The organism is Streptomyces sp. Y1 (assembly GCF_041053115.1).
Taxonomy (GTDB): Bacteria; Actinomycetota; Actinomycetes; order Streptomycetales; family Streptomycetaceae; genus Kitasatospora; species Kitasatospora rubellomurina.
In genome coordinates this window covers 8,131,410-8,156,673 of record NZ_CP163445.1, presented here as the reverse complement: position 1 = coordinate 8,156,673, position 25,264 = coordinate 8,131,410, and the positions used below count along the sequence as shown (strand labels likewise).

At 71.8% G+C, this 25,264-nt stretch carries 25 protein-coding genes and 1 pseudogene; 8 read left to right on the top strand and 18 right to left on the bottom strand.

From position 1 onward, the window contains the following. Positions 1 to 234 precede the first annotated feature (234 nt). The 8 genes from AB2U05_RS35625 to AB2U05_RS35590 all read right to left on the bottom strand — a co-directional run bounded on the left by AB2U05_RS35625 (position 235) and on the right by AB2U05_RS35590 (position 8,639). Complete coding sequence (locus AB2U05_RS35625) at positions 235 to 750, bottom strand: hydrogenase maturation protease (protein WP_045696639.1); 516 nt, start codon at positions 748 to 750, stop codon at positions 235 to 237. Beyond that, complete coding sequence (locus AB2U05_RS35620; RefSeq protein ID WP_369185588.1) at positions 747 to 2,117, bottom strand: hypothetical protein; 1,371 nt, start codon at positions 2,115 to 2,117, stop codon at positions 747 to 749. The genes AB2U05_RS35625 and AB2U05_RS35620 overlap by 4 nt, the downstream gene beginning before the upstream one ends. Next, positions 2,114 to 2,758: a DUF6084 family protein gene (locus AB2U05_RS35615; RefSeq protein ID WP_369185587.1), complete on the bottom strand. Its 645-nt coding sequence runs from the start codon at positions 2,756 to 2,758 to the stop codon at positions 2,114 to 2,116. Before AB2U05_RS35615 ends, AB2U05_RS35620 begins: the two co-directional genes overlap by 4 nt. Beyond that, positions 2,755 to 3,402 (bottom strand): DUF5947 family protein, encoded by a 648-nt coding sequence (locus AB2U05_RS35610; protein WP_045696632.1) that lies wholly within the window; start codon positions 3,400 to 3,402, stop codon positions 2,755 to 2,757. The genes AB2U05_RS35615 and AB2U05_RS35610 overlap by 4 nt, the downstream gene beginning before the upstream one ends. Continuing rightward, complete coding sequence (locus AB2U05_RS35605; RefSeq protein ID WP_045696630.1) at positions 3,399 to 3,878, bottom strand: hypothetical protein; 480 nt, start codon at positions 3,876 to 3,878, stop codon at positions 3,399 to 3,401. The genes AB2U05_RS35610 and AB2U05_RS35605 overlap by 4 nt, the downstream gene beginning before the upstream one ends. Beyond that, positions 3,875 to 5,659, bottom strand: coding sequence for a nickel-dependent hydrogenase large subunit (locus AB2U05_RS35600; protein ID WP_369185586.1), 1,785 nt, complete (start codon positions 5,657 to 5,659; stop codon positions 3,875 to 3,877). Before AB2U05_RS35600 ends, AB2U05_RS35605 begins: the two co-directional genes overlap by 4 nt. Positions 5,660 to 5,756: 97 nt before the next feature. Continuing rightward, positions 5,757 to 6,812, bottom strand: a complete 1,056-nt coding sequence (locus AB2U05_RS35595; RefSeq protein ID WP_369185585.1) for a hydrogenase expression protein HypE — start codon at positions 6,810 to 6,812, stop codon at positions 5,757 to 5,759. A gap of 150 nt (positions 6,813 to 6,962) precedes the next feature. Next, the gene (locus AB2U05_RS35590) at positions 6,963 to 8,639 is read right to left on the bottom strand and encodes a hydrogenase maturation protein (RefSeq protein WP_369185584.1); all 1,677 of its coding nucleotides are present in this window, start codon (positions 8,637 to 8,639) and stop codon (positions 6,963 to 6,965) included. A gap of 279 nt (positions 8,640 to 8,918) precedes the next feature. On the opposite strand from AB2U05_RS35590, the gene AB2U05_RS35585 reads away from it, so the two are divergent. Next, on the top strand, positions 8,919 to 9,761 hold the full coding sequence (locus AB2U05_RS35585; RefSeq protein WP_369185583.1) for an SDR family NAD(P)-dependent oxidoreductase: 843 nt from the start codon (positions 8,919 to 8,921) through the stop codon (positions 9,759 to 9,761). Between the two features lie 221 nt (positions 9,762 to 9,982). Here the strand turns inward: AB2U05_RS35585 and AB2U05_RS35580 are convergent, their stop codons facing one another. Next, positions 9,983 to 10,252 carry a DUF6296 family protein gene (locus AB2U05_RS35580; protein WP_369185582.1) on the bottom strand — a complete coding sequence of 90 codons (270 nt, stop codon included), beginning with the start codon at positions 10,250 to 10,252 and terminating at the stop codon, positions 9,983 to 9,985. A gap of 157 nt (positions 10,253 to 10,409) precedes the next feature. Between AB2U05_RS35580 and AB2U05_RS35575 the strand changes: the two genes are divergently transcribed. The 3 genes and pseudogenes from AB2U05_RS35575 (at position 10,410) to AB2U05_RS35565 (ending at position 12,493) form a co-directional block, all read left to right on the top strand. Beyond that, positions 10,410 to 10,850 carry a VOC family protein gene (locus tag AB2U05_RS35575; protein ID WP_369185581.1) on the top strand — a complete coding sequence of 147 codons (441 nt, stop codon included), beginning with the start codon at positions 10,410 to 10,412 and terminating at the stop codon, positions 10,848 to 10,850. Between the two features lie 333 nt (positions 10,851 to 11,183). Beyond that, a pseudogene (locus tag AB2U05_RS35570) lies at positions 11,184 to 11,372 on the top strand (glycoside hydrolase family 2 TIM barrel-domain containing protein); the annotation flags it as partial. A 152-nt stretch (positions 11,373 to 11,524) separates the two neighbouring features. Further along, complete coding sequence (locus tag AB2U05_RS35565; protein WP_369185580.1) at positions 11,525 to 12,493, top strand: beta-galactosidase domain 4-containing protein; 969 nt, start codon at positions 11,525 to 11,527, stop codon at positions 12,491 to 12,493. Positions 12,494 to 12,747: 254 nt separating this feature from the next. On the opposite strand, the gene AB2U05_RS35560 is transcribed toward AB2U05_RS35565, so the two are convergent. From AB2U05_RS35560 to AB2U05_RS35535, 6 genes are all read right to left on the bottom strand, one after another. Continuing rightward, positions 12,748 to 13,443, bottom strand: coding sequence for a class I SAM-dependent methyltransferase (locus AB2U05_RS35560; protein ID WP_369185579.1), 696 nt, complete (start codon positions 13,441 to 13,443; stop codon positions 12,748 to 12,750). Positions 13,444 to 13,570: 127 nt separating this feature from the next. Continuing rightward, positions 13,571 to 15,124 (bottom strand): HD domain-containing phosphohydrolase, encoded by a 1,554-nt coding sequence (locus AB2U05_RS35555; RefSeq protein ID WP_369185578.1) that lies wholly within the window; start codon positions 15,122 to 15,124, stop codon positions 13,571 to 13,573. Positions 15,125 to 15,454: 330 nt separating this feature from the next. Beyond that, positions 15,455 to 15,652, bottom strand: a complete 198-nt coding sequence (locus AB2U05_RS35550) for a hypothetical protein (protein ID WP_369185577.1) — start codon at positions 15,650 to 15,652, stop codon at positions 15,455 to 15,457. A gap of 13 nt (positions 15,653 to 15,665) precedes the next feature. After that, positions 15,666 to 16,433 (bottom strand): glycosyltransferase family 2 protein, encoded by a 768-nt coding sequence (locus tag AB2U05_RS35545; protein WP_369185576.1) that lies wholly within the window; start codon positions 16,431 to 16,433, stop codon positions 15,666 to 15,668. Beyond that, a complete protein-coding gene (locus AB2U05_RS35540) occupies positions 16,433 to 17,224 on the bottom strand; it encodes a glycosyltransferase family 2 protein (protein ID WP_369185575.1) in 792 nt (263 codons plus the stop codon). The genes AB2U05_RS35545 and AB2U05_RS35540 overlap by 1 nt, the downstream gene beginning before the upstream one ends. 25 nt (positions 17,225 to 17,249) lie before the next feature. Continuing rightward, the gene (locus AB2U05_RS35535) at positions 17,250 to 18,617 is read right to left on the bottom strand and encodes a glycosyltransferase (RefSeq protein WP_369185574.1); all 1,368 of its coding nucleotides are present in this window, start codon (positions 18,615 to 18,617) and stop codon (positions 17,250 to 17,252) included. A gap of 49 nt (positions 18,618 to 18,666) precedes the next feature. Between AB2U05_RS35535 and AB2U05_RS35530 the strand changes: the two genes are divergently transcribed. The 3 genes from AB2U05_RS35530 (at position 18,667) to AB2U05_RS35520 (ending at position 21,265) form a co-directional block, all read left to right on the top strand. After that, positions 18,667 to 19,896 (top strand): glycosyltransferase, encoded by a 1,230-nt coding sequence (locus tag AB2U05_RS35530; protein ID WP_369185573.1) that lies wholly within the window; start codon positions 18,667 to 18,669, stop codon positions 19,894 to 19,896. A gap of 153 nt (positions 19,897 to 20,049) precedes the next feature. Continuing rightward, the gene (locus AB2U05_RS35525) at positions 20,050 to 20,346 is read left to right on the top strand and encodes a hypothetical protein (RefSeq protein WP_369185572.1); all 297 of its coding nucleotides are present in this window, start codon (positions 20,050 to 20,052) and stop codon (positions 20,344 to 20,346) included. Positions 20,347 to 20,554: 208 nt separating this feature from the next. Continuing rightward, positions 20,555 to 21,265 (top strand): HNH endonuclease, encoded by a 711-nt coding sequence (locus AB2U05_RS35520; protein ID WP_369185571.1) that lies wholly within the window; start codon positions 20,555 to 20,557, stop codon positions 21,263 to 21,265. Positions 21,266 to 21,355: 90 nt separating this feature from the next. Here AB2U05_RS35520 and AB2U05_RS35515 read toward each other — a convergent pair whose 3' ends face one another. The 3 genes from AB2U05_RS35515 to AB2U05_RS35505 all read right to left on the bottom strand — a co-directional run bounded on the left by AB2U05_RS35515 (position 21,356) and on the right by AB2U05_RS35505 (position 23,778). Then, positions 21,356 to 21,643, bottom strand: coding sequence for an antibiotic biosynthesis monooxygenase family protein (locus AB2U05_RS35515; RefSeq protein ID WP_052707125.1), 288 nt, complete (start codon positions 21,641 to 21,643; stop codon positions 21,356 to 21,358). A gap of 59 nt (positions 21,644 to 21,702) precedes the next feature. Beyond that, positions 21,703 to 22,629 (bottom strand): NADP-dependent oxidoreductase, encoded by a 927-nt coding sequence (locus AB2U05_RS35510; RefSeq protein WP_369185570.1) that lies wholly within the window; start codon positions 22,627 to 22,629, stop codon positions 21,703 to 21,705. Positions 22,630 to 22,809: 180 nt separating this feature from the next. Further along, on the bottom strand, positions 22,810 to 23,778 hold the full coding sequence (locus AB2U05_RS35505; protein WP_369185569.1) for an LLM class F420-dependent oxidoreductase: 969 nt from the start codon (positions 23,776 to 23,778) through the stop codon (positions 22,810 to 22,812). A 154-nt stretch (positions 23,779 to 23,932) separates the two neighbouring features. Here AB2U05_RS35505 and AB2U05_RS35500 point away from each other — a divergent pair, with 154 nt between their 5' ends. Next, on the top strand, positions 23,933 to 25,207 hold the full coding sequence (locus tag AB2U05_RS35500; RefSeq protein WP_369185568.1) for a YbdK family carboxylate-amine ligase: 1,275 nt from the start codon (positions 23,933 to 23,935) through the stop codon (positions 25,205 to 25,207). The last annotated feature ends 57 nt before the right edge of the window (positions 25,208 to 25,264 follow it).

Here is a 25,264-nt window from a genome sequence, read left to right as displayed (position 1 = left end):
CCCCTGGAGACGCGGGCCCGTCCTGGGCCTCGCGTGTGATCAAGGCCATTACAGGGGTTGGTGGCGGTTGCGGCCCGCAGCCGCGCCGACGGCTACGCCGTTCGCGGCACAGCAGCCCAGCCGCACAGGCGGGCCGTCACATGCGCAGGATCCGCAGGTAGCGCTTCAGGTCGGGCAGGTTCTGCCAGATCAGGGCTGCGAGGGCGGCGGCGAGGGCCGCGCCGGCCAGGTTTTTCAGCATGGTGATGCCTCTCTGTGCGGGTGCGGATCCGTGGCGAGGACCTGCAGGATCACGTCGAGCGCCTTGTCGACGGCGGCGGCCACCGGGGCGCTCAGCCCGATTCCCTCCTCCAGCGAGGCGGGCTCGCAGCCCACCACCAGCACCCGCCCGGGTGCGGTGGCGCCCGTGCCGGCGGCCAAGGTGGCGAGCAGGGCGAGCACGGCGTCGGGGCCCATCCGGTGCCCGTCGAGCATGGGCGGTTCCACGGGGCCGGAGTCCGCCTCGATCAGGTAGACGGTGCCGGGGGTGCCGCCGCGCGCGGTGGCGTCGACGAGCACCAGCGTCCGGTAGCCGTCGAGGAGTTGGTAGGCGAGGTGGACGCCGCGCACGCCGACGTCGAGGACCTCCACGCCGTTCGGGAGGTCCCGGGCGGCGAGGCGGCGGACGGTCTCGACGCCGAAGCCGTCGTCGCGCAGGAAGATGTTGCCGATGCCGGCGACGAGGGTGCGGTCCCGCTGCCCGGTGCTCACGCTCCCTCCAGCACGGTGACCTCGTCCGGCTGGAAGTACCGGTAGCGGCCCTGGGCGCGCCACAGGTCGGCGCCCGGGTCGTCGTCGACCGTGACCGCCAGGTGCACCGATCCGTCGACGTCCTGCAGCACCGCCTCCACCAGCGCGGTGCGTCCGTGCAGGAACAGGTCCTGGGCGTCGGTGCGGCGCCTCCCGGGCCGCAAGCGCACGCGGCTGCCGGCGCCGACCGGTCGGCCGTCGATCATCACCCGGTCCCGTGCGGGGTCGACCTGCGGGTCGTTGCCCGGATCCCACCAGGGGTGCTCGGCCCGTGGTGCGGGGTCGGTGAGTTCGCGCAGCCCGCGCACGGCGCCGTGCAGGCGTTCCAGGATTTCCGGGGGCATCGAGTCGGCGAGGTCGATCACCGCGCCGGCGCGCTCGTCCGTGCCCCTGGCCTCGCGCTTCTCCCGCTCGGTCAGGGCAGCGGTGCGCAGGGTGAGGATCTCGTCGATCTCGGTGGCGTCGTAGAGCGCACCGGGGCTCTCGGGGGCGATGTGAGGGTGGTCCTCCAGGATGATCGGCGAGGAGAGCAGCACGCCGGCGCTTCCGGGCGGACCGGCCAGGACGGGCCAGGTGTGCTCGTTGCGGCAGGCCCGGACTTCCTGGGCCGCCCACTGGGGCGGGTCGGTCGGCGAGAGGAAGGAGCCGCGCTCCAGGCCGAGCAACAGGTGCGCCGAGACGAGGGCGCGGGCCAGCGCTGCCTCGCGCCGGGTGCCGGGGGGCGGAGCCCAGGGGGAGGTGTTCTCCACCAGGACGGTGAGCCGCTGTGCCCGGTAGGGGCCGGGCACGTCGCGGACGGTGATCCGCAGCCGGCCCCGGGCCTGTTCCCGTCTGCGCAGCAGACGGCCGGCCACGGCGCCGTCGCGGGTGAGCAGTTCCATCTCCTCGCCCGCGGCGAGGTCGAACTCGCGGACGACCTCGCGCTCGGTCAACTCCTCGGTAGGGATGGACAGTTCGATGCGTTCCTCGATGCCCTCGTCCCATGGCACGAGGACCCGGTCCGCCAGTTCCAGTTCCTCGACGGTCCGGAAGGCGCCGTTGCCGCAGGCCTGTTGGACCGTGCGGCGCTGCAGGCGCAGGAAGCGCAGCTCGACAGCGAGCCGGTCCCCGGGGCGCGGCTCCATCACGCATTCGGTGCGCTGGTGGGAGTGTTCGCCGCTGTCGGTGCCGTAGCGCGGCGGTGCGAGGACGCCGAACTGCCAGCGCAGCCGGTTCTTGGCGGCGGAGGCGCGGTAGGGGTAGAGCACGTACCCCTCGAACAGGACGGCGTCGGCGATCTGCCGGGCGTGGGCGAATCCCGCCCCGGATTCGCGGGCGGTGCCGGTCACCTGGCCGCCTCCGTGGCCGTGGCCGTCGCGAGCAGTTCCCGCACGGTCGCCTCCCAGGACGTCAGGGCCCGGCGGGAGCGGTAGGCGAGGAGCTCGGCCATCAGGTCGCCGGGCAGGCGCAGCCAGCCGCAGCCGGGGAAGTGTGCGTCGATCGCCTCGCGCCAGACCTTCACCGGCATCCGCACGGTGGCCTCCTGGTCCCAGGCCACCGGGGTGACCTGGAACCCGCCGGGCCCGGTGAAGGCGGTGCCGGAGAAGAGCAGCAGCAGCGGCACCTGCCCGTCGTCGAGCGCGGCGAGGTAGCGGGTGGCGGACACGTCCATGTCGTAGGTGCAGGGCACCACCAGGTCCGTCTCGGTCTCGCCGGTGAACCCGGTGACCAGCAGCGGCACGTGGGCGAACTGGACGGGGTGGAGGGTGCTGCCCCAGCGTTCGCGCTCGCCGAACAGGTCGGCCAGGCGTTCCCCTTCGGCCTCGGCGTAGCGACGGCGGGCCGGTTCGATCCGCAGCTGGCAGCGCAGGGCCAGCGCGTGGACCCGGGTGTCGGCGGGGGCGGTGATGCGCAGCCGGAAGACCAGCGTGGGCCCGGCGGCGTACGGGTCGGCGCGCACTCCCGTGCAGGTGAAGGAGATCGTGGTCACCGGGTGCCGTCCTCGGGGAGGGGGCGGGAGCGGCCGTCGATGCGGGCGAAGAACGCGTCCAGTTCGGCCTGCGCCTCGGCGCCGCCGTCGAATCCCTTCCAGCAGCGCCGCAGTCGGCCGACGAGTTCGTAGCAGACGTCCACGGGCACCAGGAAGCACCGGGTGGTGTCCGCGGTCCGGCGCAGCAGCAGTGCCTCGACGTCGGGCCGCAGTTCGGCGGCGAGGCGGCTGTCGCCGAGCGCGGCCTGCCAGGCGCTCTCGTCGGGTTCGCTCTCGGTCGCGCCGCCCGGGCCCGGGTAGAGCAGGACGAGCCGCTGCCGGCGTGTGTTGCGCAGCAGGAAGGCGGTGGTGACCGGGATGCCGAGGGCCGTCCAGGTGTTCTCGCCGAGGGAGTGTGCCGGGTCGACGAGGTAGCGGTCGGGGACGGTGAGGTAGCGGCCGCCGGCCGCGCCGGGCTGCTGGAAGAGCAGGGCGCAGGCGGTGCAGGTGCAGGTGAGGGCCTGCTGGTCGGCGTCGACCAGGTGGCGGTGTCCGGCGGGCAGGCGGTGGCCGCAGAACTCGCAGCGCTGCGGCTGCGGGGGCGCGGGTTCGCGCAGTCGGCGCAGCAGCGCGGTTCCGGGGCGGTCGAGCTGACGGGAGGTCATCGCGTCTCCGCCGGGGGCCGGGAGCCGATCTGCAGGAGCTGGGGGGCGCGGTCGAGTTCGACGGCCGTCACCTCGGGTGCGTGGCAGGCCAGGGCGTCCTCGATGTCCTGTTCGGCGCATCCGCAGCCGGAGCGGGTGCGGCGCAGCCGGACGATCCCGTCCGCGGGGTCGAAGCCGACGAGTTCGACGGGTTCGGGCAGGGTGGCGAGTGCGCGGGTGATGCGGGTGGTGGTGTCCTCGGGGTGCAGGTCGTGCAGGACGAGCAGTCCGGCCAGCGCGGGCTCGTCCAGCAGCGGGGCCAGGGCGGCCGGGGGCAGGGCCCGGACGAGGTGGGCGAGGGCGTCGCCGTAGAGCGTCATCAGTTCGCGCACCAGGTGTTCGCCGGCCTCCTGGGCGTCGGCGCCGGCCAGCCGGTCGAGGGCCTGCTGGATGCGGGTTCCGGCCTGTTCGGGGGTCATCGCGGTCACCGGGCTCATGCGGTGAGTCCGCTCAGCCCGGTGGGCACGTGCATGGTCTGCACGGTCCGGCCGCCGCCGACGTACATGTGGACGCCGCAGGGCAGGCAGGGGTCGAAGCTGCGCACGGCGCGCATGATGTCGATGCCCTTGAAGTTGTCGGGGCTGTTCTCCTCGAAGATGGGGGTGTTCTGGACGGCGTCCTCGTAGGGGCCGGGGGTGCCGAAGCTGTCGCGGACGCTGGCGTTCCACGGGGTCGGCGGGTACGGGTGGTAGTTGGCGATCTTGCCGTCGCGGATCACCATGTGGTGGGAGAGCACCCCGCGTACCGCCTCGGTGAAGCCGCAGCCGATCGACTCGTCCGGTACCTCGAACCGTTCCCAGGTCTGGCTGCGTCCGGCGCGGACCTCGTCGAGTGCCTTCTCGGCGAAGTGCAGGGCCGCGGCGGCGGCGTAGGCCTGGAAGTAGGTGCGGGCGCGGTTGCGTTCGAGGGCGTTGCTCCACTGCGGGATCTTCCACTCGAAGGTGGTTTCCGGTTTGGTCATGGAGCGCGGCAGGTTGATCTGGACGCTGTGCCCGGTGGCCTTGACGTAGCCGATGTCGACGAGTCCGGACAGGGCGGTGGACCACAGGCGGGCGATCGGTCCGCCGCCGGTGTCGAGGGCGAGGTGGTCCTTGCCGTCGAACCAGCGGGGGGACATCACCCAGCTGTACTTGTCGTCGAAGTCGCGTTTCTGGGGTGCGGGGATGGTGTGCTGGTTCCAGGGGTGGCGGGGGTCGACGGGGTTGCCGAGGGGGTCGTGGGTGACGAAGAGTTCCTTGCCCTGCCAGTCCTCGTAGTAGGAGCTGCCGAGCAGGATGCGAATGCCGAGGTTGATCTCGGTGAGGTCGTTGGTGACGAGCTTTCCGTCGACGATGACGCCCGGGGTGACGAACATCTTCCGTCCCCAGTCCGTCATGTTGCGGTAGGTGAAGTCGCAGTGGTCGGGGTCGTTGAGGCTGCCCCAGCAGCCGAGCAGGACGCGGCGGCGGCCGACCTCCTCGTAGCCGGGCAGGGCCTGGTAGAAGAAGTCGAACAGGTCGTCGTGCAGGGGCACGACCTTCTTCATGAACTCGATGTAGCGCATCAGGCGGGTCAGGTAGTCGGTGAACAGCTGCACGGTGGCGACCGTGCCGACGCCGCCGGGGTAGAGCGTGGAGGGGTGCACGTGGCGGCCCTCCATCAGGCAGAACATCTCCCGGGTGTAGCGGCTGACCTGGAGCGCCTCGCGGTAGAACTCGCCCTCGATGGGGTTGAGCGAGCGCATGATGTCGGCGATGGTCCGGTAGCCGTGGTCGGCGGCGTGCGGGGCCTCGGTGCGTTCGGCCTGTTCCAGCACGCCCGGATTGGTCTCGCGGACCATCTTCTCGCAGTAGTCGACCCCGACCAGGTTCTCCTGGAAGATGTTGTGGTCGAACATGTACTCGGCGGCTTCGCCGAGGTTGATGATCCACTCGCCCAGGTGCGGCGGCTTGACCCCGTAGGCCATGTTCTGGGCGTAGACCGAACAGGTGGCGTGGTTGTCGCCGCAGATGCCGCAGATCCGGCTGGTGATGAAGTGCGCGTCACGGGGGTCCTTGCCGCGCATGAAGACGCTGTAGCCGCGGAAGACCGAGGAGGTGCTGTAGCACTCCGCGACCTTCTTCTGCTTGAAGTCGATCTTCGTGTGGATGCCCAGGCTGCCCACGATCCGGGTGATCGGGTCCCAGGACATCTCCACCAGACCGCTGCCGTCGCCGGCCGTCCGGGTCGTCGGTGCCATCGTTTCTGTCGTGCCCTTCTCTCAGCGTCTCAGTGGGGTCTGCACAGCGGCCCGCCCGCCCCGTTGCGGGGGCGAGCGGAACGCGGGGATTGCGGGTTCACCAGGGCGGGCGGTACCCGGTCGTCAGCCGGCTGCCGGTCCGGCGCCACTTGGGTTCCTTGTCGACGGTCCGCGCGGTGATCGCGCGCAGTCGGCGGATCACCGCCCCGTAGGCCGAACTGGCGCCGGTGGACACCCGCGAGCCGGGTGGCGGGTCCATGAACGGCATGAACTTGTCGGGGAAGCCCGGCATGGTGCAGGCGATGCAGATACCGCCGACGTTGGGGCAGCCTCCGATGCCGTTGGTCCAGCCGCGTTTGGTGACGTTGCACTTGACGACCGGGCCCCAGCAACCGAGCCGCACCAGGCACTCCGGGGTGCCGTAGTCGGTGGCGAACTGGCCCTGCTCGTAGTAGCCGCCGCGGTCACAGCCCTCGTGCACGGTCGCGCCGAACAGCCAGGCCGGGCGCAGTTTGTCGTCCAACGGGATCATCGGCGCGGATCCGGCGAGCTGGTAGAGCAGGTAGGTCAGCGTCTCGGAGAAGTTGTCGGGCTGGATGGGGCAGCCGGGCACGCAGACGATCGGCAGGCCGGCCTTGGAGGTCCAGTCCCAGCCCAGGTAGTCGGGCACGCCCATGGCTCCGGTCGGGTTGCCGGCCATGGCGTGGATGCCGCCGTAGGTGGCGCAGGTGCCGATGGCGACCACGGCGGTCGCCTTGGGGGCGAGGCGGTCCAGCCATTCGCTGGTGGTGATCGGCTGGCCGGTGGCCGGGTCGTCACCGAAGCCGCACCAGTAGCCCTCCTTCTTGATCGTCTCGTTCGGGATGGAACCCTCGACGACCAGGACGAAGGGGTCGAGTTCGCCGCGGTCCGCCTTGAAGAACCACTCGACGAAGTTGTCCGCACCCTGCACCGGGCCGCACTCGAAGTCGATCAGCGGCCAGTGGACGGCGACCTTCGGCAGGCCGGGAAGTGTGCCGGTGACGATCTCCTCGATGCTCGGCTGCATGGCCGCGGTCAGCGAGACCGAGTCCCCGTCGCAGCTCAGGCCTGCGTTGATCCAGAGAATGTGCACGGCGCCCAGGTCGGCGGCGGTCGTTGCTGCAGCACCCATGAGGATGCCTCCTCAGAAACGGGAGCCGGACAAATCGGCTCGAACTTCTTCTTAGCAGCACTTCCGCGGGGCCGCCGGTTCAAAGGACCTGGGCAGTCCCCCGAGGGGACGCAAGCCGGGACGGCCGTCCGGATGACCCCCTGGGCGCACTCAGCGGGTGCCGCGCGGGGGCTGCTTGCGAACGAAGGCGGCGCGCAGCGCGTGGTACGGCGCGCACGGGTCGAAGAACTGGCGGTGCATCACGGCCAGTTCGGCGCGGCGGTAATCGGCGAGCGGTCGCCGCAGCTCCTCCGCCTCCCGGGTGACCTTCTTGGCCGCGATCCGGGACTGCAGGGCGGGCAGTGCGGCGAGCCGGGCGGCCAGGGCGGCGACCGTCCCGCCGAACTCCTGCGGGCCGCAGTCGAGCACCCGGTCCACCAGTCCGGTGCGCAGGCCCTCGGCGGCGCTCACCGGCAGCGCCCGCCCGGTGAGCCGGGCGGCCTGGGCGGCGCCCACCCGGCGCGGCAGGCTGTAGGTCCAGTACTCGGACCCGTGCAGGCCCATCAGCCGGTAGTGCGGGTTGAGGACGATGCCGCCGCGGCACCACACCTCGTCCGCGGCCAGGGCGAGCATCACGCCGCCGGCCGCCGCGTTCCCGCCCAGGGCGGCGACGACCAGGCGGTCGGTGGTGGTCAGGACCTCGGCGACCAGGTCGTCGATGGCGTTGATGTTCTCCCAGGACTCCCGGGCCGGATCGGGGGCGGCCTCGATGACGTTGAGGTGGATGCCGTTGGCGAAGAAGTCGCGCCCGCCGCCCAGCACCAGCACCGAGGTCGGCCGGCCGGCGGCGAAGCGGTAGGCGGCCAGCAGGCGCCGGCAGTGGTCGGTGCTCATCGCACCGCCGGGGAAGGAGAAGCGCAGGAACCCCACCGGTCCCTCCTCCCGGTAGCTGAGGTCCGACCAGACCCGGCCGTCCGGCGGCGGCATCAGCGGCGCGGGCCGTCCGGGCACGCCGGACAGGGCCGTGCCGAGCGCGGTGACGGCCGGCAGCCGGATGGTGGCGGGCCCGCCGGGGTCGCGGCGCCGGCGCAGCTCGGGGATCCACACCGCACCGTCCGCCGTCGCCCGGCACACCGCCCCGGCACGGGTGGCCAGGAGCTCTCCGGGGCGTCCGCGCAGTTCGTGCTCCGGGTGGCCGCCGTGCAGGAACCACTGGCCGCCGAGCAGTTCGTCGAGCACGCCCGGCCTGGAGTCGGCCGCGCGCAGCTTGCGCAGCACCGCCTCGGTCGGGTCGGCGGCCCAGTCGATCCGGCGCAGCTCCTGGCGGAAGAACGGCCGGGTGCGGTTCACCACCCGCCAGCCGGGCCCGTGCTGCGGCTGGGGGACGTGGGTACCGGAGGCGAAGCGCTCGACCGCCAGCAGCACCGCCTCCATGGCGGCGTCGGAGACCTCGTTCCGGTAGAGGTCGCTCTTGCCGGCCGGCGCGAGCCGGCACGCGGCCGACGCCCACACGGCGCCGCCGTCCATCTCCTCCTCGGCCCGCAGGACCGTCACCCCCCAGTCGACCGCCCCCTCGTGGATCGCCCAGTCGAGGGAGGACGGTCCCCGGTCCCCGGGCGGGCCCGGATGGACGATCAGGCAGGTGACCGCCGCACAGACGTCCGGGGGAATCACCTCCGTCAGCATCGGCGCCACCACCAGGTCCGGGCCGAAGGCGCGCACCGCTTCCCGCAGCGCTCCGTCGCCGTCCGCGAGGTGGACCTCCAGCGTGTGCCGCCGGTCCCGCAGTTCCGCGTGGACGCGCTGGGTGAGGCTGTTGTAGGCGCTCGCGAGGAGCAGAATCCGCATCGCGGCCTCCGGCCGGGTCGGGAGTGAACCCGGTGATCATGCCCCTCCCCCGTCCGCGCGCCCGTCCGCGCCGGCCCGCCGCGCCGCCGGTTCACCCGTTCACCCGTTCACCCGTTCGTCGGCGGCAGCCGCCCGCCGCCACAGCTACTGCCGCGCGGCGATCCCGTTCGCCGGACGGCGTGATTTGTTCAGGGGTCCCTGATGGCCAATGATGATGATCAACATTTGCCGTCCCCGGTCCGCTCGCATCTGCCTCGGACCCGACACCGGAGTTGCGACATGAAGAGTCTGCACGGCAAGGTCGCCGTCGTCACCGGGGCGACGAGCGGCATCGGAGCCCGCATTGCGGAGGTCTTCGCCGCCGAGGGCGCCCACGTCGTCCTCGCCGGCCGCCGCGAGCACGAAGGGCACCAACGGGCTGCGGCACTGGACGAGTCGGCGACCTTCGTGCGCTGCGACGTATCGGTCGAGGCGGACGTCGAGGCACTGGTCGGCCACGCCGTCGAGCGCTACGGGCGGCTCGACATCATGGTCAACAACGCGGGCGGGCCGGGGAACATGGCGTCGGTGACCGACTTCGACTCGGCCGTGTTCACGCGGACACTGGCGGTCCATGTCGCGGGCGTCATGCACGGCATCAAGCACGCCGGACGGCAGATGGTGGCCCAGCGCTCGGGAAGCATCATCAACGTGGCGAGCCTGGCGGGAAAGATCGCCGGCTGGTCCGGCCTGGACTATTCGACCGCCAAGGCCGCCGCACTCCACCTCACCCGGTGCGCGGCAGTGGACCTGGGTGAGCACGAGGTCCGCGTGAACAGCGTGTCCCCCGGTTTCGTGCCGACGGGCATCTTCGCCAAGGGTTCCGGAGCCGATGCGTCGGCTGCTGACGCGACGGCCACGTCCGTGGCCGAGGCGTTCAAGCCGATGCTGGACTCCAGCCAGCCCCTCCCCGGCACCGTCCGCACCGACGACATCGCCGCGGCCGTCCTGTGGCTCGCCGGCGACGCCAGCCGCCTGGTGACCGGGCAGGATCTCGCAGTCGACGGCGGCATGACGGCCGGCCGCCCCGCCGCGTCTTCCCGGGCCGAACGGACCCGCATGCGCGACCTTCTCTCCTCCTGACCGCGAGGCAGCGCATCCGACCAACCCCGATCGTCCGTCGCACGCCGCCACGATCTGCCTCGGCCGGGCTGCCGATACCCGCGGATACCGGCCCACGCCAGGTGATTCGGTGCGCCGTCGTACCGCGAAGCCGTTGCACGTACTACACAGCGGGCGTACGACCAGCGGCGACCATGTCTTCGATGACCGCACGGCGCGGGGCAGTACCGGCCCGAGCGCCGCTAGACCAACGGCTTGGCAACGACGATCGGGGAGGGGCTCACCGTGAGGGCGCGGTGACGACCGTCGTCGGTGATCTCGACCTGCACCGTGCCGTCCTGGTCGGCATACACCGGGTGGCCGGCGGGGCCGAGGCGGCCGGTCACCGCCACCGGGACCGTCCGGCTGCGTCCTGCATCATCGCGCAGCCAGAGCAGGTACCCGGTGACGGCCTTCGCCGTGGCCGCCAGCGACGCGGGTCGACTCTGGCTGTCGGTCTTGTCGCCCTTCATGGCTCGGACCGTACGTCGTGCTGGGCCTTCGTGCTGCTGGGGGGAGCCCGTTCCAGCGAATACTTTGGGAGGTACGCAGGTCCTGTAGGAACGGAAGACCCCTCACCAGGGAGGGCTCTCTCCGGGCCGGCCGCAGGCGGAACAGGGAGAAACCAGCATGGCAATTCAGCGGATGGACAACGTCGGCATCGTCGTCGAGGACATGGACGCCGCCATCGCGTTCTTCGTAGAACTCGGTATGGAGCTGGAGGGCAGGGCGGAGGTCGAGGGCCGAGTCGCCGACCAGTGCACTGGACTCGACGGCGTCCGCTGTGACATCGCGATGCTCCGAACCCCGGACGGTCACAGCCGACTTGAGCTGGCGAAGTACCGCAGCCCCGCGGCAATCAGCGCCGGGCCGCGCGACAGGCCGCACAACGTTCTCGGCACGCACCGAGTCATGTTCGCCGTCGACGACATCGAGGACACCGTTGCCCGCCTGCGCACTCACGGCGCCGAACTGGTCGGCGAGTTGGCACAGTATGAGGAAAGCCACCGCCTCTGCTACGTGCGCGGCCCCGAGGGCATCATCGTCGGACTGGCCGAGCAGCTCAGCTGAGGGCAAAGGGAATCCGGTACACCCGCAGGCCCTCCGGCCACCGCTCTTGAACACCAGCCCCCGGTTCCGCGCGAGCATCTCGTCGTCGAACCTGTACAGGGAGTTGTGCAGCGTGGACCGGTGCGATCGGAACTCGATGCCGGGCGTACCATAGACCGGGCGGTAGAGCTTGATGACTTCGCGCACCTTGTACGCGACACCCTCGCCAATTTCCTCCTCCTCGCCCCGACGCGCGATCTCGGGGCTGTCCGGGTCGCCCAGCAGTATGCGAATGCGGACTCCGGATCGCGCCCGTTCAGTGAGCGTTCGGTGCCACCGCGGGTTTTCGGCAAGATGGACGCCGGCATGGACGAGGATCCCGATCTCGCTCGTGGCCCGCGGGAGCAGGGCGGCTGGGTGTGGGAGTGGATGGACCAGGCGCTGCGAACGCGTGACGCCCAGGGCCGCGAGTTCTTCGGGTACGGCGGCGACTTCGGCGAGGACCTGCACGACGGCAACTTCTGTGTCGACGGCCTGGTCTTCCCCGACTGCGCCCCCTCGCCCGGCCTGCTGGAGTACGCGAAGGTCATCGCCCCGGTCCGCATCGGCCCCGGGCCGACGACCGACACACTGAGCGTCGAGAACCGCTACGAGGTGCTGGACCGGTCCCACCTGCGGTTCACCTGGTCACTGGAGTGCGAGGGCGTCGAACTCGCCACAGGCCACTGCCAACGCCGAAGGCGACCCCGGGGGACCGCGTCGACCTGCCACTGCCCGCGGCGGTCCGGCGGGCGGCTGACGACGGCGACGGCGGTGAACTGTGGCTCACTGTCGAGGCGCAGCTGGCCGAGCCCGCCGACTGGGCGCCCGAGGGCCACGTCATCGCCTGGGGACAGCTCCGGCTCTCCGCACCGCACCGCGACCGCTCGGACGGCACCCCGGTGGCGCCGGTTGCCCCACAGGCCGCGGACGGGGTCATCACGCTCGGGCCCGGCCGGTTCGACCACGCCACCGGCAGCCTGCTCGACCTCGGCGGCCTGCCCCTGCAGGGCCCCCACGCTGGGCCTGTGGCGCGCTCCCACCGACAACGACCGCGGCGGCTGGTCGCGGCGCGACGCCGCCTACTGGAAGGAACGCGGCCTGGACCGGCTGCGCCACCGCACGGTCTCCGTCACGCCCGACACCCAAGGTCTGACCGTCGTGGTGCGCAGCGCCGCCTCCGCTCCCCGCTCCCCGCTCACTGGTCACGGGTCGAGTGGTTCGGCGCCGGCCCCGGCGAGGCGTACCCGGACTCCCGGCAGGCGGTCCGCGTCGGACGATTCCACAGCACGGTCGACCGGATGCAGACGCCCTACGTACGCCCGCAGGAGAACGGCAGCCGTACGGACGTGCGGTGGGCCGCGATCAGCGACGGCTCCGACACCATCCGCATCCGGGGCGAGCAGCTCTTCCACCTCTCCGCCCGCCCCTGGAGCGACCGGCACCTGGCTGCCGCCGGGCACCGGAGCGAGCTGCCCCCCGGACCGCTCGTCCACCTGCACACCGACCACGCCGTCCAGGGCCTCGGAAGCGCCGCGTGCGGACCCGGCGTCCTGCCCCAGCACCGCCTCGAACTCGGCACCGCCGACTTCACCCTCCACCTCACGCCCGTCCACCGGCCCTGACACCGGAACCCGGTGGCCCCTGCTGGAGGAACTCGGTGCCGACTCCGCACGCGCCGGCGTCGGCCGTGGGGCCTGCGGGTCCGCCGTGCACAGAGGTCCTGGTCGAGCGCGGGCGGCCGGCGGCCATTGCTGCGGCTCGACACCAGCCGCCGGCGTCCGGTGCGACACCGCTCGGCATACCGGCGGAGATCACTTGTTCCGAGGGTGTCGTCTTCCTGCTCGCCGCGGGACGGGAACGGCATCCGCACGGCCCTTCAGCCACCCGCGGCCGTCTCCGACACGGCTGTCTCCGGCACCGCCGTGGCCGCGTCGGGTCCGGGCGGGGTCGCTGCCGGGAGCCTGGCGCTGCCCAGCACGGCCGGGCCGACGAAGGACGGACTCGCGGGGAACACCTGGCGCTCGACGTGGTCGACGACGAATCCGGCCGCCCGGATCGATTCGAGCGTCGGACGGTTGCACTCGCAGCAGACCACCAGCCGGTTCAGCCAGTTCATCCGGTCCTGGTGGCGGGCCGCCTTCGGGTCCTCCGAGCGCATGTGCTCCAGGAAGAGCAGCCGCCCGCCGGGGCGCAGCACCCGGCCGAGCTGGCGCAGTGCCCGCTGCTGGTCGCTCACCCCGCACAGCACCAGCGTCGACACGACGACGTCGAAGCTGTCGTCCTCGAACGGAAGGTCCTCGGCCGGCGCCCGCAGGACCCTGGTGCGCGGAGCCCGCTCCGCGACGTGCCGCTCCAGCCGGCGGACCATCGCCGGCTCGGGCTCGGTGACCGTGAGCGACTCGACGCCCTCGCCGTAGAGGGCGAGGTTGGCCCCGGTGCCGCTGCCGATTTCGAGTACCCGGCCGCTGGCCTCGGCGATCAACCGGCGACGCAGGTCGGCCAGGCCCTGCCGCTCGGCCTTGGCCATCATCCGGTCGTAGGTCACCGCGAACAGTGTGCTTCTGACGCCCATGACTGCCTCGATTCACGGTCCGACGTTCTGCCTCGACGCTAGGCCCGTGCCGCGGCCGGCGCATGGGGCGGATGCCTCATCTTCGGCACCTTCCGTCGGGCCGTCGTTCCCGGAGTCGGCCCCGCTCTCAGAGCAGACCGTTCTGCACCGCGAAGAGGCAGGCCGAGGCCCGGGTCGAGGTCCCGATCTTGGCGTAGATGTGCTCGATGTGGTTGCGCGCCGTCTTGGGCGAGATCACCAGCTGTGCGGCGATCTCCTTGCTGGAGCAGCCGCGGGCCAGCAGCCGCAGCACGTCGATCTCGCGGGTGGTCAGGCCCGCGGGCCCGGCGCCGCGGCGCGGCGTGCGGTGCCCGGCGGCCGCGAGGACCGCGGCGACCGCCTCGCCGTCCAGGCGTCCGGCGGCGACCTCGGCGTGCAGCTGCGCGGCGGCCTCCGCCGCCTGGAGCGCCGCCCGGTGCGGGCGCGGCTCGATCATCGACTGGTACGCGTCCGCGGCGCCCAGGATCCGGCTCGGCCAGGAGATCGCGCCGCCCGCGAGCCCGCGCGGGTAGCCGGAGCCGTCCAGCCGTTCGCGGTACTGCACGGCGACCTCGCCCAGGGGGGCGAGTGCCGGGGACTGCCGGAGCATCCGCTCCGTCAGATAGGGCTGCAGCCGCACCCGTTCCCACTCCCCCGCGCCCAGCGGTCCCGGTTTGTCCCAGATCGCATTGGAGACGCCGAGGCGGCCCAGGCCGTGCACCAGGCCGGCCCGGCGCAGCGTCGCCACCTCGGCCGGATCCATCCGCAACCCGAGCACCGCCGCCTCGGCCAGCGCCGCCACGGCACGGCCGTGGCCCAGCGTGTACGGGGACTTCAGATCCACGAAGTCGGCGACCGCGAGCAGCGCCGCGTCGAACTCCTCCTCGCCGAGCCGCACGCCGAGCGCGGGCTCGGCCCCGATCACCGCCTCCCAGGTACGGACCGTGTCCAGCCCGCCCACGATCTCCTCGGGCTCCCGGCAGAGCTCGGCCACGAGTCCGGGATCGAACTGCGTCCCCGCCCGACGCCTGGCCAGCTCCGTGGCCGCGCCGGTCCCGCCGATCCGGTGCGCCACCTCGACGTACTCGGACAACTGGGCGAGCCGGGAGGGCAGCGGCACGGCCTCGCCCTTGAGCTCTCCCGGCCAGCCGCGTCCGTCCCACTGCTCGTACGAACAGGCCACCGCCTCCTGCACGGCCTCCGGCAGACCGAGCCGCCGGGCGAGCTCGCGGGCCAGCGCCGAGTGGGTGTTGATCATCCCGTTCAGATCGCGGAACCCGCCGAGCGTGAACTCCAGGCCGACCCGGAACCGGTGCAGCGGCGGATTGCCCGATCCGATCAACCGCAGCGTCGCCGCCGCGCCCGCCAGACTGCGCTGCTCGTAGGCGTACTTGCCGGACTTCAGCGTGATGTCGTCGCCGAACCACTTCGCCTGCTCGTGCGCGTCCGAGTGGCAGCCGACGTTGACCAGCAACGCGGTGTAGTAGACGACCATCCGGCTGTCGTCGTCCAGGCCGAGCCGCTCGGCCAGTCGCAACGCGATCAGGCACTGGCGCAGCACGTGCTCCATCGGCTGGCCGAAGCCCAGGTCCACGCCCAGCGAGAGCGCGGCTACCAGCTCCGCCAGACGCACCTCCGCTCCGCTCTCTGCGCGGCTCGTCACCATCACCACGCTACGCCCCCACGCGCCCTGATCTCGATCTGTGGAGGCCTTCCCCTTCGCCGGACGCGGCCCGCTGCCCGCTGCCCGCTGCCCGCCGAGCCGGACGACGCGCCGGCGTCCGCCGGCGTGCTCGGGCCGGGCGCAGCGGGCTGGGGATCCCGCTCCCGCGATCCCGCGGCGGCCGGTTGTTCCACCATGCTCAGGGAATCCGCGCCCAGATCGTCGTGGAATGTCGTGGAATGAGGCGCTCGGCACATTCACCTGGACGAAGACCGCCAACGAGGTCCTCGACATAGTCTCCGCCTACTGCCACCGAATCTCTGGCTCAGGTCACTGGCTCGCGGTGGTGACGGGGACAGGGGCCATGGGCAGGCGGGTGGGGAAGTGGATGGCCAGTGCGGTGGAGCGCACCGGCCCGGCGGCGGCCGGGGTCAGGTGCCAGCGGCGGGTCACGGTCGCGAGGATCGTGATGATCTCGTCGACGGCGAACGCGGAGCCGAAGTCGACCTCGCCAGGATCGGCCTTCACGACCTGAGGCCTATCAGATCTCCACCCATTGGGTGAAGTTGAGCAGGACCTCGACGGGCTTGCGGTCGTGGTTCACCGTGAGCCGGCCGGAACGTAGGTTCTCCTCGGTCCGGCGGAGGTTCTGCTGCCACATGTCGTGCCAGCTCAGCGGACTTCCGGTGTGCCGGACCTTGTCGGCGTTCGTGTTGCGAATGGCGAACGGAGCCTGCTGGGGCACTCGGATGACGCGTGTGCCGCAGGCCTTGGCCCGATCCATCAGGTCGAGGTCCTGGCAGCCCATCGGGAGCAGTCGCTCGTCGTACCCGCCGAGCGCGTCGAAGCGCGCGCGGGGCAGTCCGACGCGGCCGTACGACCCGTTGCTGCCGTCCGGCCTGCCGTCCGGGTTGGGGCTGAATCCCCAGATCAGCAGATCCGGGTCCGCCTCCCACTGGGCGCGCCAGGTGGGGCCGGTGTCACCGATGTAGTTGTCGGCGTCGAGGTTGATCAGGTGGCTGCCGGTGGCGGCGAGGTGGGCGAGGTTCTTGGCCTTGGAGGCGTGGAAGTGGGGTTCGGTCCGCTGGTGGAGGTAGCGGAGGGTGCCGTCGTCGATATGGGGCTGGAACTGGCGCACCCAGGTGTCGAGTTCGTCGTCGGAGTTGTAGTTGACGAGGACGATCTCGCTGTTTCCGTCCTCGCTGACGCGTCGCAGGTTGTCGGGCAGGGTGTCGCGGAGTTGCCAGAGGCGGTTCTTGCACGTCGTGCAGTAGGAGATCTTCCCCGGTGGGGGTGGGGTGGTCGGCATCAGAATGCGGTCTCCTCGCTGAAGTTCAGCAACACCTTCACCGGCGGCCGGCCGGGGTTGGCGATGAGCCTGCCGAGGTGGAGGTTCTCCGCCGATCTCTGCTTGTTCAGGTTCCTCGCGTCCCACCACTCCAGGGGGATCCCCGAGTGCCGCATGGTTTCCCGGTGGCTGTTGCGGATCGCGGCCCTCCCGGACTGCGGGTGGCGAATGATGGGCAGACCGGCGGCTTCGGCCCGGTCCATCAGGTCCTGGTCCTCGTGTGCCGACGGTAGGAGCTGCTCGTCGTACCCGCCGAGTGCGAGGAACCGGGTGCGCGGCAGTCCGATCCGTCCATAGGTTCCGGTGCTGCTGTCCGGGCGCAGCCGCGCCGCCTCCTCGGTGGAGCGTTGCGGGCGGCTCTCGTCGGGGCTGAAGCCGTGGATCAGCAGGTCGGGTCGTGCCTCCCACTGGGTGCGCCAGGTGGGGACGGTGTCGCCGATGTAGTTGTCGGCGTCGAGGTTGATCAGGTGGCTGCCGGTGGCGGCGAGGTGGGCGAGGTTCTTGGCCTTGGAGGCGTGGAAGTGGGGTTCGGTCCGCTGGTGGAGGTAGCGGAGGGTGCCGTCGTCGATATGGGGCTGGAACTGGCGCACCCAGGTGTCGAGTTCGTCGTCGGAGTTGTAGTTGACGAGGACGATCTCGCTGTTCCCGTCCTCGCTGACGCGTCGTAGGTTGTCGGGCAGGGTGTCGCGGAGTTGCCAGAGGCGGTTCTTGCACGTCGTGCAGTAGGAGAGCCTTCCCGTGGATTCCGGCATCTCGCCTCCTGACGCGTCCCGCGGCTCAGCGGTACATGAACTGTTCGGCCAGGCCCCGGGGAACGGACCCGTCCTGGTGTGCCAGCTGCACCAGACGCTCTCCGACCTGGTCGAGCGACTCGGTCCACGGGCGTGTCGCCAGGCCTCGGACCGGGCCGGCCTTGAGCGCCCGGCCGATCTGCTCCGCGAGGTCCTCCGGTGCCGTGCTCTGCAGCAGCTCGCAGGCGTGGTGGACGGCGAACTGTTCGACCCTGGCCCGCTGATCGTCGAAGTCCCGTTGGGCGGGATTGGCGAGAACCCTGGCACCTCCCGCCGTGGCCTCGTGCAACGACCCGTAGCCACCGCGGCAGATCACCAGGTCGGCCGCGGACAGGACGTCCGGCAGGTTCCGCGCTCCGCGCAGCACGGTGAGGCGATGCGGGAATCCCGCGGGGATCTTCACCCAGGGGCGGAACATCGGGCCGAGCACCAGCACGACCGACAGCCCCTGTTCGGCCACCCGGGACAGCGCGGCAAAACTGTGGTCGAAGTGCTCGCGTGCCTCGGCCCCGTTGCCGCGTCCCCCGCCGGACATCACCACCACCATCCGGTCCTCGGCGGAGACGCCCAGCTTCTGCCGGGTCTGCGCCGGGTCGGACGCTGCGGTCCGGAAGACCGGGCCCGTCCAGATCGCGGGGATGTCGGCCTCGTCGAGCCGCTGCCTGAACTCCGGGTGCACGGCAGGGTCGTCGGGAACGAAGACGAGGTCCATCCGCGGCAACGGGCAGTCCGGTCGGGCCAGGTAGTCGGCGAGGTCCCGGCGCGGCCGCAGGCAGATCGCCTGGCGGGCGCCGAGCAGCGCCGCCGCCCGTTCGACCGTCGGCCACACCAGAGTGTCGTGGACGACCACCCGGGGCCGCAGGGCCGTGAGTGCCGCGTGCGTCATCGCCGTGATGGCGGTCAACATGTCGGGATGGGCCGGCTCGCCGCGGTACCGCCCTGCCCGTCCCATCGACGGCAGCTCGATCACCGGCACCTCGCCACAGACCTCGTCCACGGCGGGGCCGGAACCGAGCATGACCGGATCCAGCCCGGGTTGCCGCGCCCGCAGATGCCGGGCCAGCGCGGTCTGGCGGGCCAGATGGCCGGCTCCGATGCCGTTGATGGCGTGAAGCACGATGCGCGCCGCCGCCCGCGGTTCCCGTGGCCGGGGAACACGGTCTGATTCCCGCCCTGGCGAGGATGAGGTGTCGACCATGGCCGTTAGCATGACAGAGAGTTCGACTGCCGCCCCCTGCCTCTCCGTTGTTTCGCGACTACTGGCCGTTCGGTCGACCAGAACCGGCCATGAGGACCAACGGCCCGTTGAACTCTCTTGAACACGGGCATGGTTGACGGCGAGAAGAACTGACAACCCGTCACGGTCGGCCGTCTTCGGGGCCGGAGCGTCGGAGGACCGTCCTGTGTCATCGCTCGTGCCGCACCTCCTGGCCGGCGTGCCGCCCGCCGCCCTCGCCGGCATCGGGCGGGCCGTGAACGCGGTTCACCGACGAGTGGGACGACGCTACCGGCCTGTCACAGCCCCTTGTCACCAACCGCTCGCCGTCGTCTCACCCGTCTACCGTGAGGACCCACTGCTCTTCCGGCGGGCATTGGAATCGTGGCTGGCCGACGACGTGTCCGAAATCGTCTGTGTCATCCACCAGGACGACCTCGCCTGCCTCGACGTGGCACGCCGTTTCCCGGTCCGGGTGCTGACCACCGACCGGGCGGACAAGCGCGAGGCTCTGCGGCAGGGGTGGCAGGCCGTCTCCGCCGACCTGGTCGCACTGGTCGATTCCGACGTCGTCTGGGCGCCCGGCGTGGCGGCCGCCGTCCGCGCCCCGTTCGCCGACCCCGAGGTGGGCGGCGTGGCGACGGCCCAGAGTGCCCTCGATCCGCACAGTGTCTGGGAGTTCACGGGAGACCGCTTCAAGGGGCAGGGCCGGCTCCCGGCGTTCACGGTCGCGGGCCGGGCCCAGATGTGCCTCATCGGGCGCACCGCGGTCTACCGTCGATCCGTGCTCGCGGAGGCGGCCGACGCCTTCGCGAACGAGACCTTCCTCGGCCGCCGGTGCATCGTCGGGGACGACACCCGGCTCACCGAGCTGACGCTGCGCGCCGGCTACCGCACCGTGTTCCAGGGCAACGCCACGGTGCGGTCGCGCTATCCGGGAACCGGCCGGGAATTCCTCGGCCAGCGGCTGAGGAATTCCCGCAACTTCTGGCGGGTGAGACTCACCGCCCTGGCCACGGGCTGGGTCTGGCGGCATCCCTACCTGACCTTCGGCACGCTCGCCGACGTGATCTGCCGCAGCGGGTTCTGGCTCTGCGAGGCCTACCTCGTCGCGCTGGCCGTCGACGGGCACGTCCTCGTACCGGCGGTCGCAGCGGCCTGGTACCTCCAGCACCACACCCGCACGGCACGTGAGTTCGTCCGTCGGCGTGCTCTTCCCTGGTGGCACGTGCCCGCCCAGGTCGCCATCGACCTCCTTCTGAGGAACCTCGACCTCGTCGGTCTGCTCACCATGCGACGCCAGACCTGGCTCACCCGCCGGGCACCTACCGAAGCGACGGCTCATAGGCCGGAGTCGCCCGCTTCGAGCGAGGTCGGCTCGCGGCCGGGCGAGGGCCCGAATCCTGCTTTGGACTGAGCAGATTTGGCCACCCTCGGAGCGCTGACTGAGGAGATTCAGTTCAGAAAGCACTCGCTCCGGACACCCCGTTCGGTCGTCAGGGGAGGGCGTCAGGGCTCCGGGCGGAGTCCCGACGCCCTCCCCCGGTCAGGCGAGCCGGAGCCGCACGAAGTGCTCGACTACCTCGGCACGCACCGCCAACGGCAGCCGACTGTCCCGAAGGACCGACCGCAGCGTCTGCTCCGCCTCCTGCCGGTATCCGTCGCCGAGACCGGCCAGAACCCGGGCGGCCTCACCCCAGTCGTCGGCCTCCCCCTGCCGGCCCCGGGCGATCGGGCGGAGCAGTTCCACGGCCTGATCCACGCGCAAGGGGTCCAGCACGACAAGGAGGAAAGCCATCCGGGTGAGCGCTTCGGCGGGGACGGCAGGGCCGGCGGCGACGCCGGTGAAGGCGCTGACCCGCCGTGACGAACTCGCGGCCCGCGGCCCCGAAGGCCCCACCCAACGCGTTCGTGCGCATCGACCGACCGGCCACCTAGGCGATCACAGACGATCACCGTCGCATCGTTTTGAGAGATCTCCATTCATGAATGATCTCTACACGGAGCATTGTCAGTGTCGCCAGCTAGCCTCCAGCAAATCCGAATTGATGTGGCATCAGAGAGGCGGATCATCCATGGCACCCGAGGCAACCGTTCGTCGCGGCACGCGCCGCATCCAACACACGTACGTCTGGTTGGCAACCCTCAGCGGCAACGAGGGCAGGTGCACCTACTGCGGTACGGAGCGCGCGACGACGTTGGATCACGAGACGCCGGTCGCGGACGAGGGTGCGGACGTCTGGTGGAACTTCATCCCCGCCTGCAAACCCTGCAACGACTGGAAGGGAAAGCGCACGGCGAAGCGATGGTTCACCGACCAGAAGCTCCACCGCGATCGGCCGGAGGTCGGCTTCGACACCCGCATGATGCCGACGCGGATGGCTCTCGGGTTCGAAGCCCGAGTGGAGAAGGTCAGGCGCGAGTTGCGGAACACCGACCGCCGCGACTGGTTCCGGCACCATTTCGGAACGGCACGGCACCGGAACAAGCACGAGATGTGGGAGTGGTTCGCGAAGTGCGAGGCGATGCTGGCCCGGTATCCGTTCAAGCCGTGGACCACGCCGAACGTCGGATCGGAAGCTGCCGACCAATGCCATCGCCGCATGTGCTGCGGCTGGCGGCACCCCGATGCCACCGCCATCAGGGCGGTGATCCTCCCGCAGGAGCAGCGCGCCTCCTTCACACGCGCCGCCTTCGCCGCCGGCTTGTCCGAGGGAGACCTTGTCGCGACGCTCATCCGTGAGCATCTGCGGCGCGCTGGAATCCCCGAACAGCGCCGACAGTAGGCTCGCGCATTCGGCACGCCGGGTGCACGGTGAGTGGCCCCGCCGGCGCAGGCCCGGAGGAGCCGGCGCGCCGTGGGGAGGCGGGTCGGGTCAGACGAGGGCGTAGGCCTCGGCCTGGCGGTCGATGAGGTGAGGGGTGATGCCGGCGAGGACCAGTCGCTGGTAGGGCACGCTGTCGCGGTGGGCGGCCAGGGCGTTCTCGTCCTCGTACTCGGCGAAGACGACGAAGGCGCCCTGGTCGCGCAGGGAGCGGACCACCCGGTAGGAGAGCACGCCGGGCTCGGTGAGCGCGGCCTCGGTGACGGCGGGGAGCAGATCGGCGACGTGCTGCTCGGCGCCGGTGTCGGCGAGCCAGTCGGTGATCACGACGAGGGACACGACGGGTCCTTCCGGGTGGTGCGGGACGGTCCTGGTGAGGGGGCGGTTCAGGCGGGGGGTCAGGGGATGGTGACGACGATCTTGCCGCGGGTGTGGCCGGCGGCGTTGAGGCGCTGGGCGTCGGCCGCCTGCTCCAGGGGGAACGTCGCCGCGACCTCGACGGTGAGCAGGCCGCTCTCGGCGAGGTCGGTCAGGGCGGTGAGGTCGGCGGCGTCGGGGCGCACGAAGACGTAGCGCCCGCCGAGGCCGAGGACGGCGCCGTCCGCGACGGAGGCGAGGCGGCCGCCTTCCGCGAGCAGGGCCGGCGAGATCCCGAGGGCTTCGCCGCCCACCAGGTCGAGTACGGCGTCGACGCCGTCCGGCGCCAGCGCGCGGACGCGCTCGGCCAGGCCGTCGCCGTAGGCCACCGGCTCGGCGCCGAGGCCGCGCAGGTAGTCGTGGTTGCGGTCGCTGGCGGTGCCGATCACCCGGGCGCCGAGGGCGACGGCGATCTGGACGGCGAGCGAGCCGACCCCGCCGGCGGCCGCGTGGACCAGGACCGTCTCGCCCGGCTTGAGCTCCAGGGCGCCGGTCAGCGCCTGGTAGGCGGTGAGGCCCGCCAGCGGCAGGCCGGCGGCCTCGGCGAAGTCGAGGTTGGCGGGCTTGCGGGCGAGGGTGCGCACGGGCGCGGCGACGTACTCGGCGAAGGTGCCGCGGCGGACCATGTCCTCGCGGACGTAGCCGATCACCTCGTCGCCCGGCGTGAACTCGGTCACGCCGACGCCGACCCGCTCCACGACACCGGCGACGTCCCAGCCCGGGATCACGGGGAAGACCACGTCCATCATGCCGTCGAGGTAACCGGCCTGGATCTTCCAGTCGACCGGGTTGACCGACGCCGCCGCCACGCGGACCAGGACGGAGTCCGGGCCGAGCTTGGGCTCGGGCACGTCCCCGTACTCCAGGACGTCCGGTCCGCCGTAGCTGCGGTAGGTGATGGCCTTCATGGGTGGTGCTCCTCGCAAGAAGTGTTGACTCACTCGATGGTTCATCCCATTAAGTAATGCCGAAACGATAGGACTGAACAGTTGAGAGTGTCAAGTAATTCGGCACTCCCCGCAGTGTCCGCACACCGACCCGGTCGTCCTCGTCGTCGGGACGGCGGCAGGAAGGCCGGCTCAAAGGGCTCAGAGGGCGGCGCGAAGCGCGGGCAGCAGGGCGCTCCCGGCCCAGTCGAGGAACGCCGGCTGGCTGTCGCCGCCGACCTGGACGAGCGCCACCTCGTCGAACCCGGCGTCGGCGAAGGGCCGTACCGCCTCGACGAAGTCCTCCACCCGGTCACCGCACGGGATCGCCTCGGCGACGTCATCGGGCCGGACGAATCGGCTGGCAGCGGCGAAGCCGGCGGTCCCGGGCAGCTCGGCGTTGACCTTCCAACCGCCCCCGAACCACCGGAACTGCTCGTGGGCCCGGCGTACCGCCGCGTCCCGGTCGGTGTCCCAGCACACCGGCAGCTGGCCCACCGCCGGCTTCCCGGCCCCGCCGTGCTCCGCGAAGCCCACGATGAGCGCGGGGTCCGGTTCCACGGCGATCACCAGGTCGGCCAGCCGGCCCGCCAGCTCGCACGAGTCCGGCCCCGAGACCGCGATGCCGATCGGTGGCGGCCGGTCCGGCAGGTCCCACAGTCGGGCGCCGTCGACGTCGAAGTAGCGGCCCCGGCGGGTGACGTAGCCGCCGTCGAACAGGGCGCGGATGATCTGCACGGCCTCGGCGAGCATCGCCTGACGGACCGTCACCGCAGGCCAACCCCGGCCGACGACATGCTCGTTGAGGTTCTCGCCGCTGCCGAGCCCGAGCCGGAAACGGCCCTCGGACAGCATCTGCACCGTCGCGGCCTTCTGCGCCACCACCACCGGGTGGTAGCGGAACGTCGGGCAGGTCACGTAGGTCATCAGCGGGATCCGGGAGGTGGCGTGCGCGGCTGCGCCGAGCACGGCCCAGGCGTACGGGGCGTGGCCCTGCTCGTCCAGCCACGGGAAGGAGTGGTCGGAGATCACCGAGAAGTCGAAACCGGCCTGCTCCGCGAGCACCACGTCCTCGACCAACCCGCGGGGGTCGCGCTGCTCGGTCATCATCGTGTATCCGATCTTCACCATGCCCCGCGTCTGCCCCGGTCGTGGCGCCCTGCACACCGAGGGGCCCGATTCCCGCGACTGCGCGCGGACCGTGCCGGCCGGGGCGGCGCGGTTTCCGCCCGGGCGCGCCGGACATACGCCCAGCGACAATCGTTGGTCCCGGGAGCACGGTTCCATGACGCACAACGGATTTCCACGCGGTGACGCACGGCTGCGGGGCGACCCCGGCCGGGTCCTCAGGTTCGGGGTCGAGGAGGAGTTCCTACTGGTCGATCCGGCCACCCGGTCCACCGCTGCGCGCGCGCAGCTCGTGGTGCCCCGGGCGGCCCGGACTCTCGGAGACCGGGCGCAGTACGAGTTCCTGGCCACCCAGGTCGAGACCTGTACCCGGCCCGTCACGAGTGCCTCGGCCCTGCACGCGGAGCTCGTCGCCGCACGCCGGACCATGGTGGCGGCGGCCGAGAGCGCCGGGTGCCGCCTGGTCGCCAGCGGCCTCGCCGTCCTGCCCAGCCGCCATCCGCTGCCGGTCACGCCGACCGACCGCTACCGGCGCGTCGCCGCCCACGTGCACCGGGCCGCCGACCAGCGCGGCGGTGAGATCTGCGGCTGCCACGTCCACCTCGGCGACCTCGACCGCGTCGAGGCCCTGGCGATCAGCGCGCACCTGAGCCCCTGGCTGCCCGCCCTGCAGGCGCTGTGCGTCAACTCGCCCTTCTGCGAAGGACTGGACCGCGGCGCCGCGAGCCTGCGCGCAGGCCGCTACCTGGCCTGGCCGACCTGCGGACCCGCGCCCGCGCTCGACGCGGAGGGCTACGAGCGAACCGTGAACAGGCTGCTCGCCCAGCGCGTGATCCTCGACCGCAAGATGCTGTACTGGTACGCACGGCCCTCCGAACACCTGCCCACCCTGGAGGTGCGGATCGCCGACACCAACGCGGACGTGAGGACCCCGCTCCTGCTCGCCGTCCTGCTGCGGGCCCTCGCGCACACGTTCCTCGCCGCGCACCACCGTGGCGCACCGCCACCGCGGATGCCTGCCGCCGTCCTGCGCGAAGCCCACCGGCAGGCCGCGCTCGGCGGACTCACCAGCGTCGGCACCCACCCGTCCACCGGCCGGCGCCTGCCGATGGCCCTGCTCGTCACCGAGCTGATGGACCTGGCCACGCCCGCCCTGGAACGATCCGGCGACCTCGTCCTCGCGAGCCTGCTCCTCAAGGAGCGCATGACCGCCGGCACGGGCGCCGACCGGCAGCGGGCCGTCTTCGCCCGCCGCCGCTCGCTGGCCGACGTCGTCGACGACCTCGCCCACCTCACCGCCGACGCCGGCACCCTCGCCACCGCGGCCCCCGTCACCGGCGACTTCTCCCGGCCGGCGGGCGCCGCCGTCGCTTCCCCACGAGGCGCGGGCTCGGGCCTGTCCGTGCTCAGCCCCGCGCCACGGGCGGGATGATCCGGTTCACCCGGGCGGCCGGCTGACCGGGGCTCCGATGGCGGACGGCGGTGCCGG

Coding starts and splice junctions, on each gene's coding strand:
- AB2U05_RS35500 (WP_369185568.1), top strand. CDS start 23,933: ATGACGCACAACGGATTTCCACGCGGTGACGCACGGCTGCGGGGCGAC.
- AB2U05_RS35595 (WP_369185585.1), bottom strand. CDS start 6,812: ATGGGTGCTGCAGCAACGACCGCCGCCGACCTGGGCGCCGTGCACATT.
- AB2U05_RS35590 (WP_369185584.1), bottom strand. CDS start 8,639: ATGCGGATTCTGCTCCTCGCGAGCGCCTACAACAGCCTCACCCAGCGC.
- AB2U05_RS35520 (WP_369185571.1), top strand. CDS start 20,555: ATGGCACCCGAGGCAACCGTTCGTCGCGGCACGCGCCGCATCCAACAC.
- AB2U05_RS35610 (WP_045696632.1), bottom strand. CDS start 3,402: ATGACCTCCCGTCAGCTCGACCGCCCCGGAACCGCGCTGCTGCGCCGA.
- AB2U05_RS35560 (WP_369185579.1), bottom strand. CDS start 13,443: ATGGGCGTCAGAAGCACACTGTTCGCGGTGACCTACGACCGGATGATG.
- AB2U05_RS35540 (WP_369185575.1), bottom strand. CDS start 17,224: ATGCCGGAATCCACGGGAAGGCTCTCCTACTGCACGACGTGCAAGAAC.
- AB2U05_RS35510 (WP_369185570.1), bottom strand. CDS start 22,629: ATGAAGGCCATCACCTACCGCAGCTACGGCGGACCGGACGTCCTGGAG.
- AB2U05_RS35505 (WP_369185569.1), bottom strand. CDS start 23,778: ATGGTGAAGATCGGATACACGATGATGACCGAGCAGCGCGACCCCCGC.
- AB2U05_RS35600 (WP_369185586.1), bottom strand. CDS start 5,659: ATGGCACCGACGACCCGGACGGCCGGCGACGGCAGCGGTCTGGTGGAG.
- AB2U05_RS35575 (WP_369185581.1), top strand. CDS start 10,410: ATGGCAATTCAGCGGATGGACAACGTCGGCATCGTCGTCGAGGACATG.
- AB2U05_RS35580 (WP_369185582.1), bottom strand. CDS start 10,252: ATGAAGGGCGACAAGACCGACAGCCAGAGTCGACCCGCGTCGCTGGCG.
- AB2U05_RS35545 (WP_369185576.1), bottom strand. CDS start 16,433: ATGCCGACCACCCCACCCCCACCGGGGAAGATCTCCTACTGCACGACG.
- AB2U05_RS35585 (WP_369185583.1), top strand. CDS start 8,919: ATGAAGAGTCTGCACGGCAAGGTCGCCGTCGTCACCGGGGCGACGAGC.
- AB2U05_RS35605 (WP_045696630.1), bottom strand. CDS start 3,878: ATGAGCCCGGTGACCGCGATGACCCCCGAACAGGCCGGAACCCGCATC.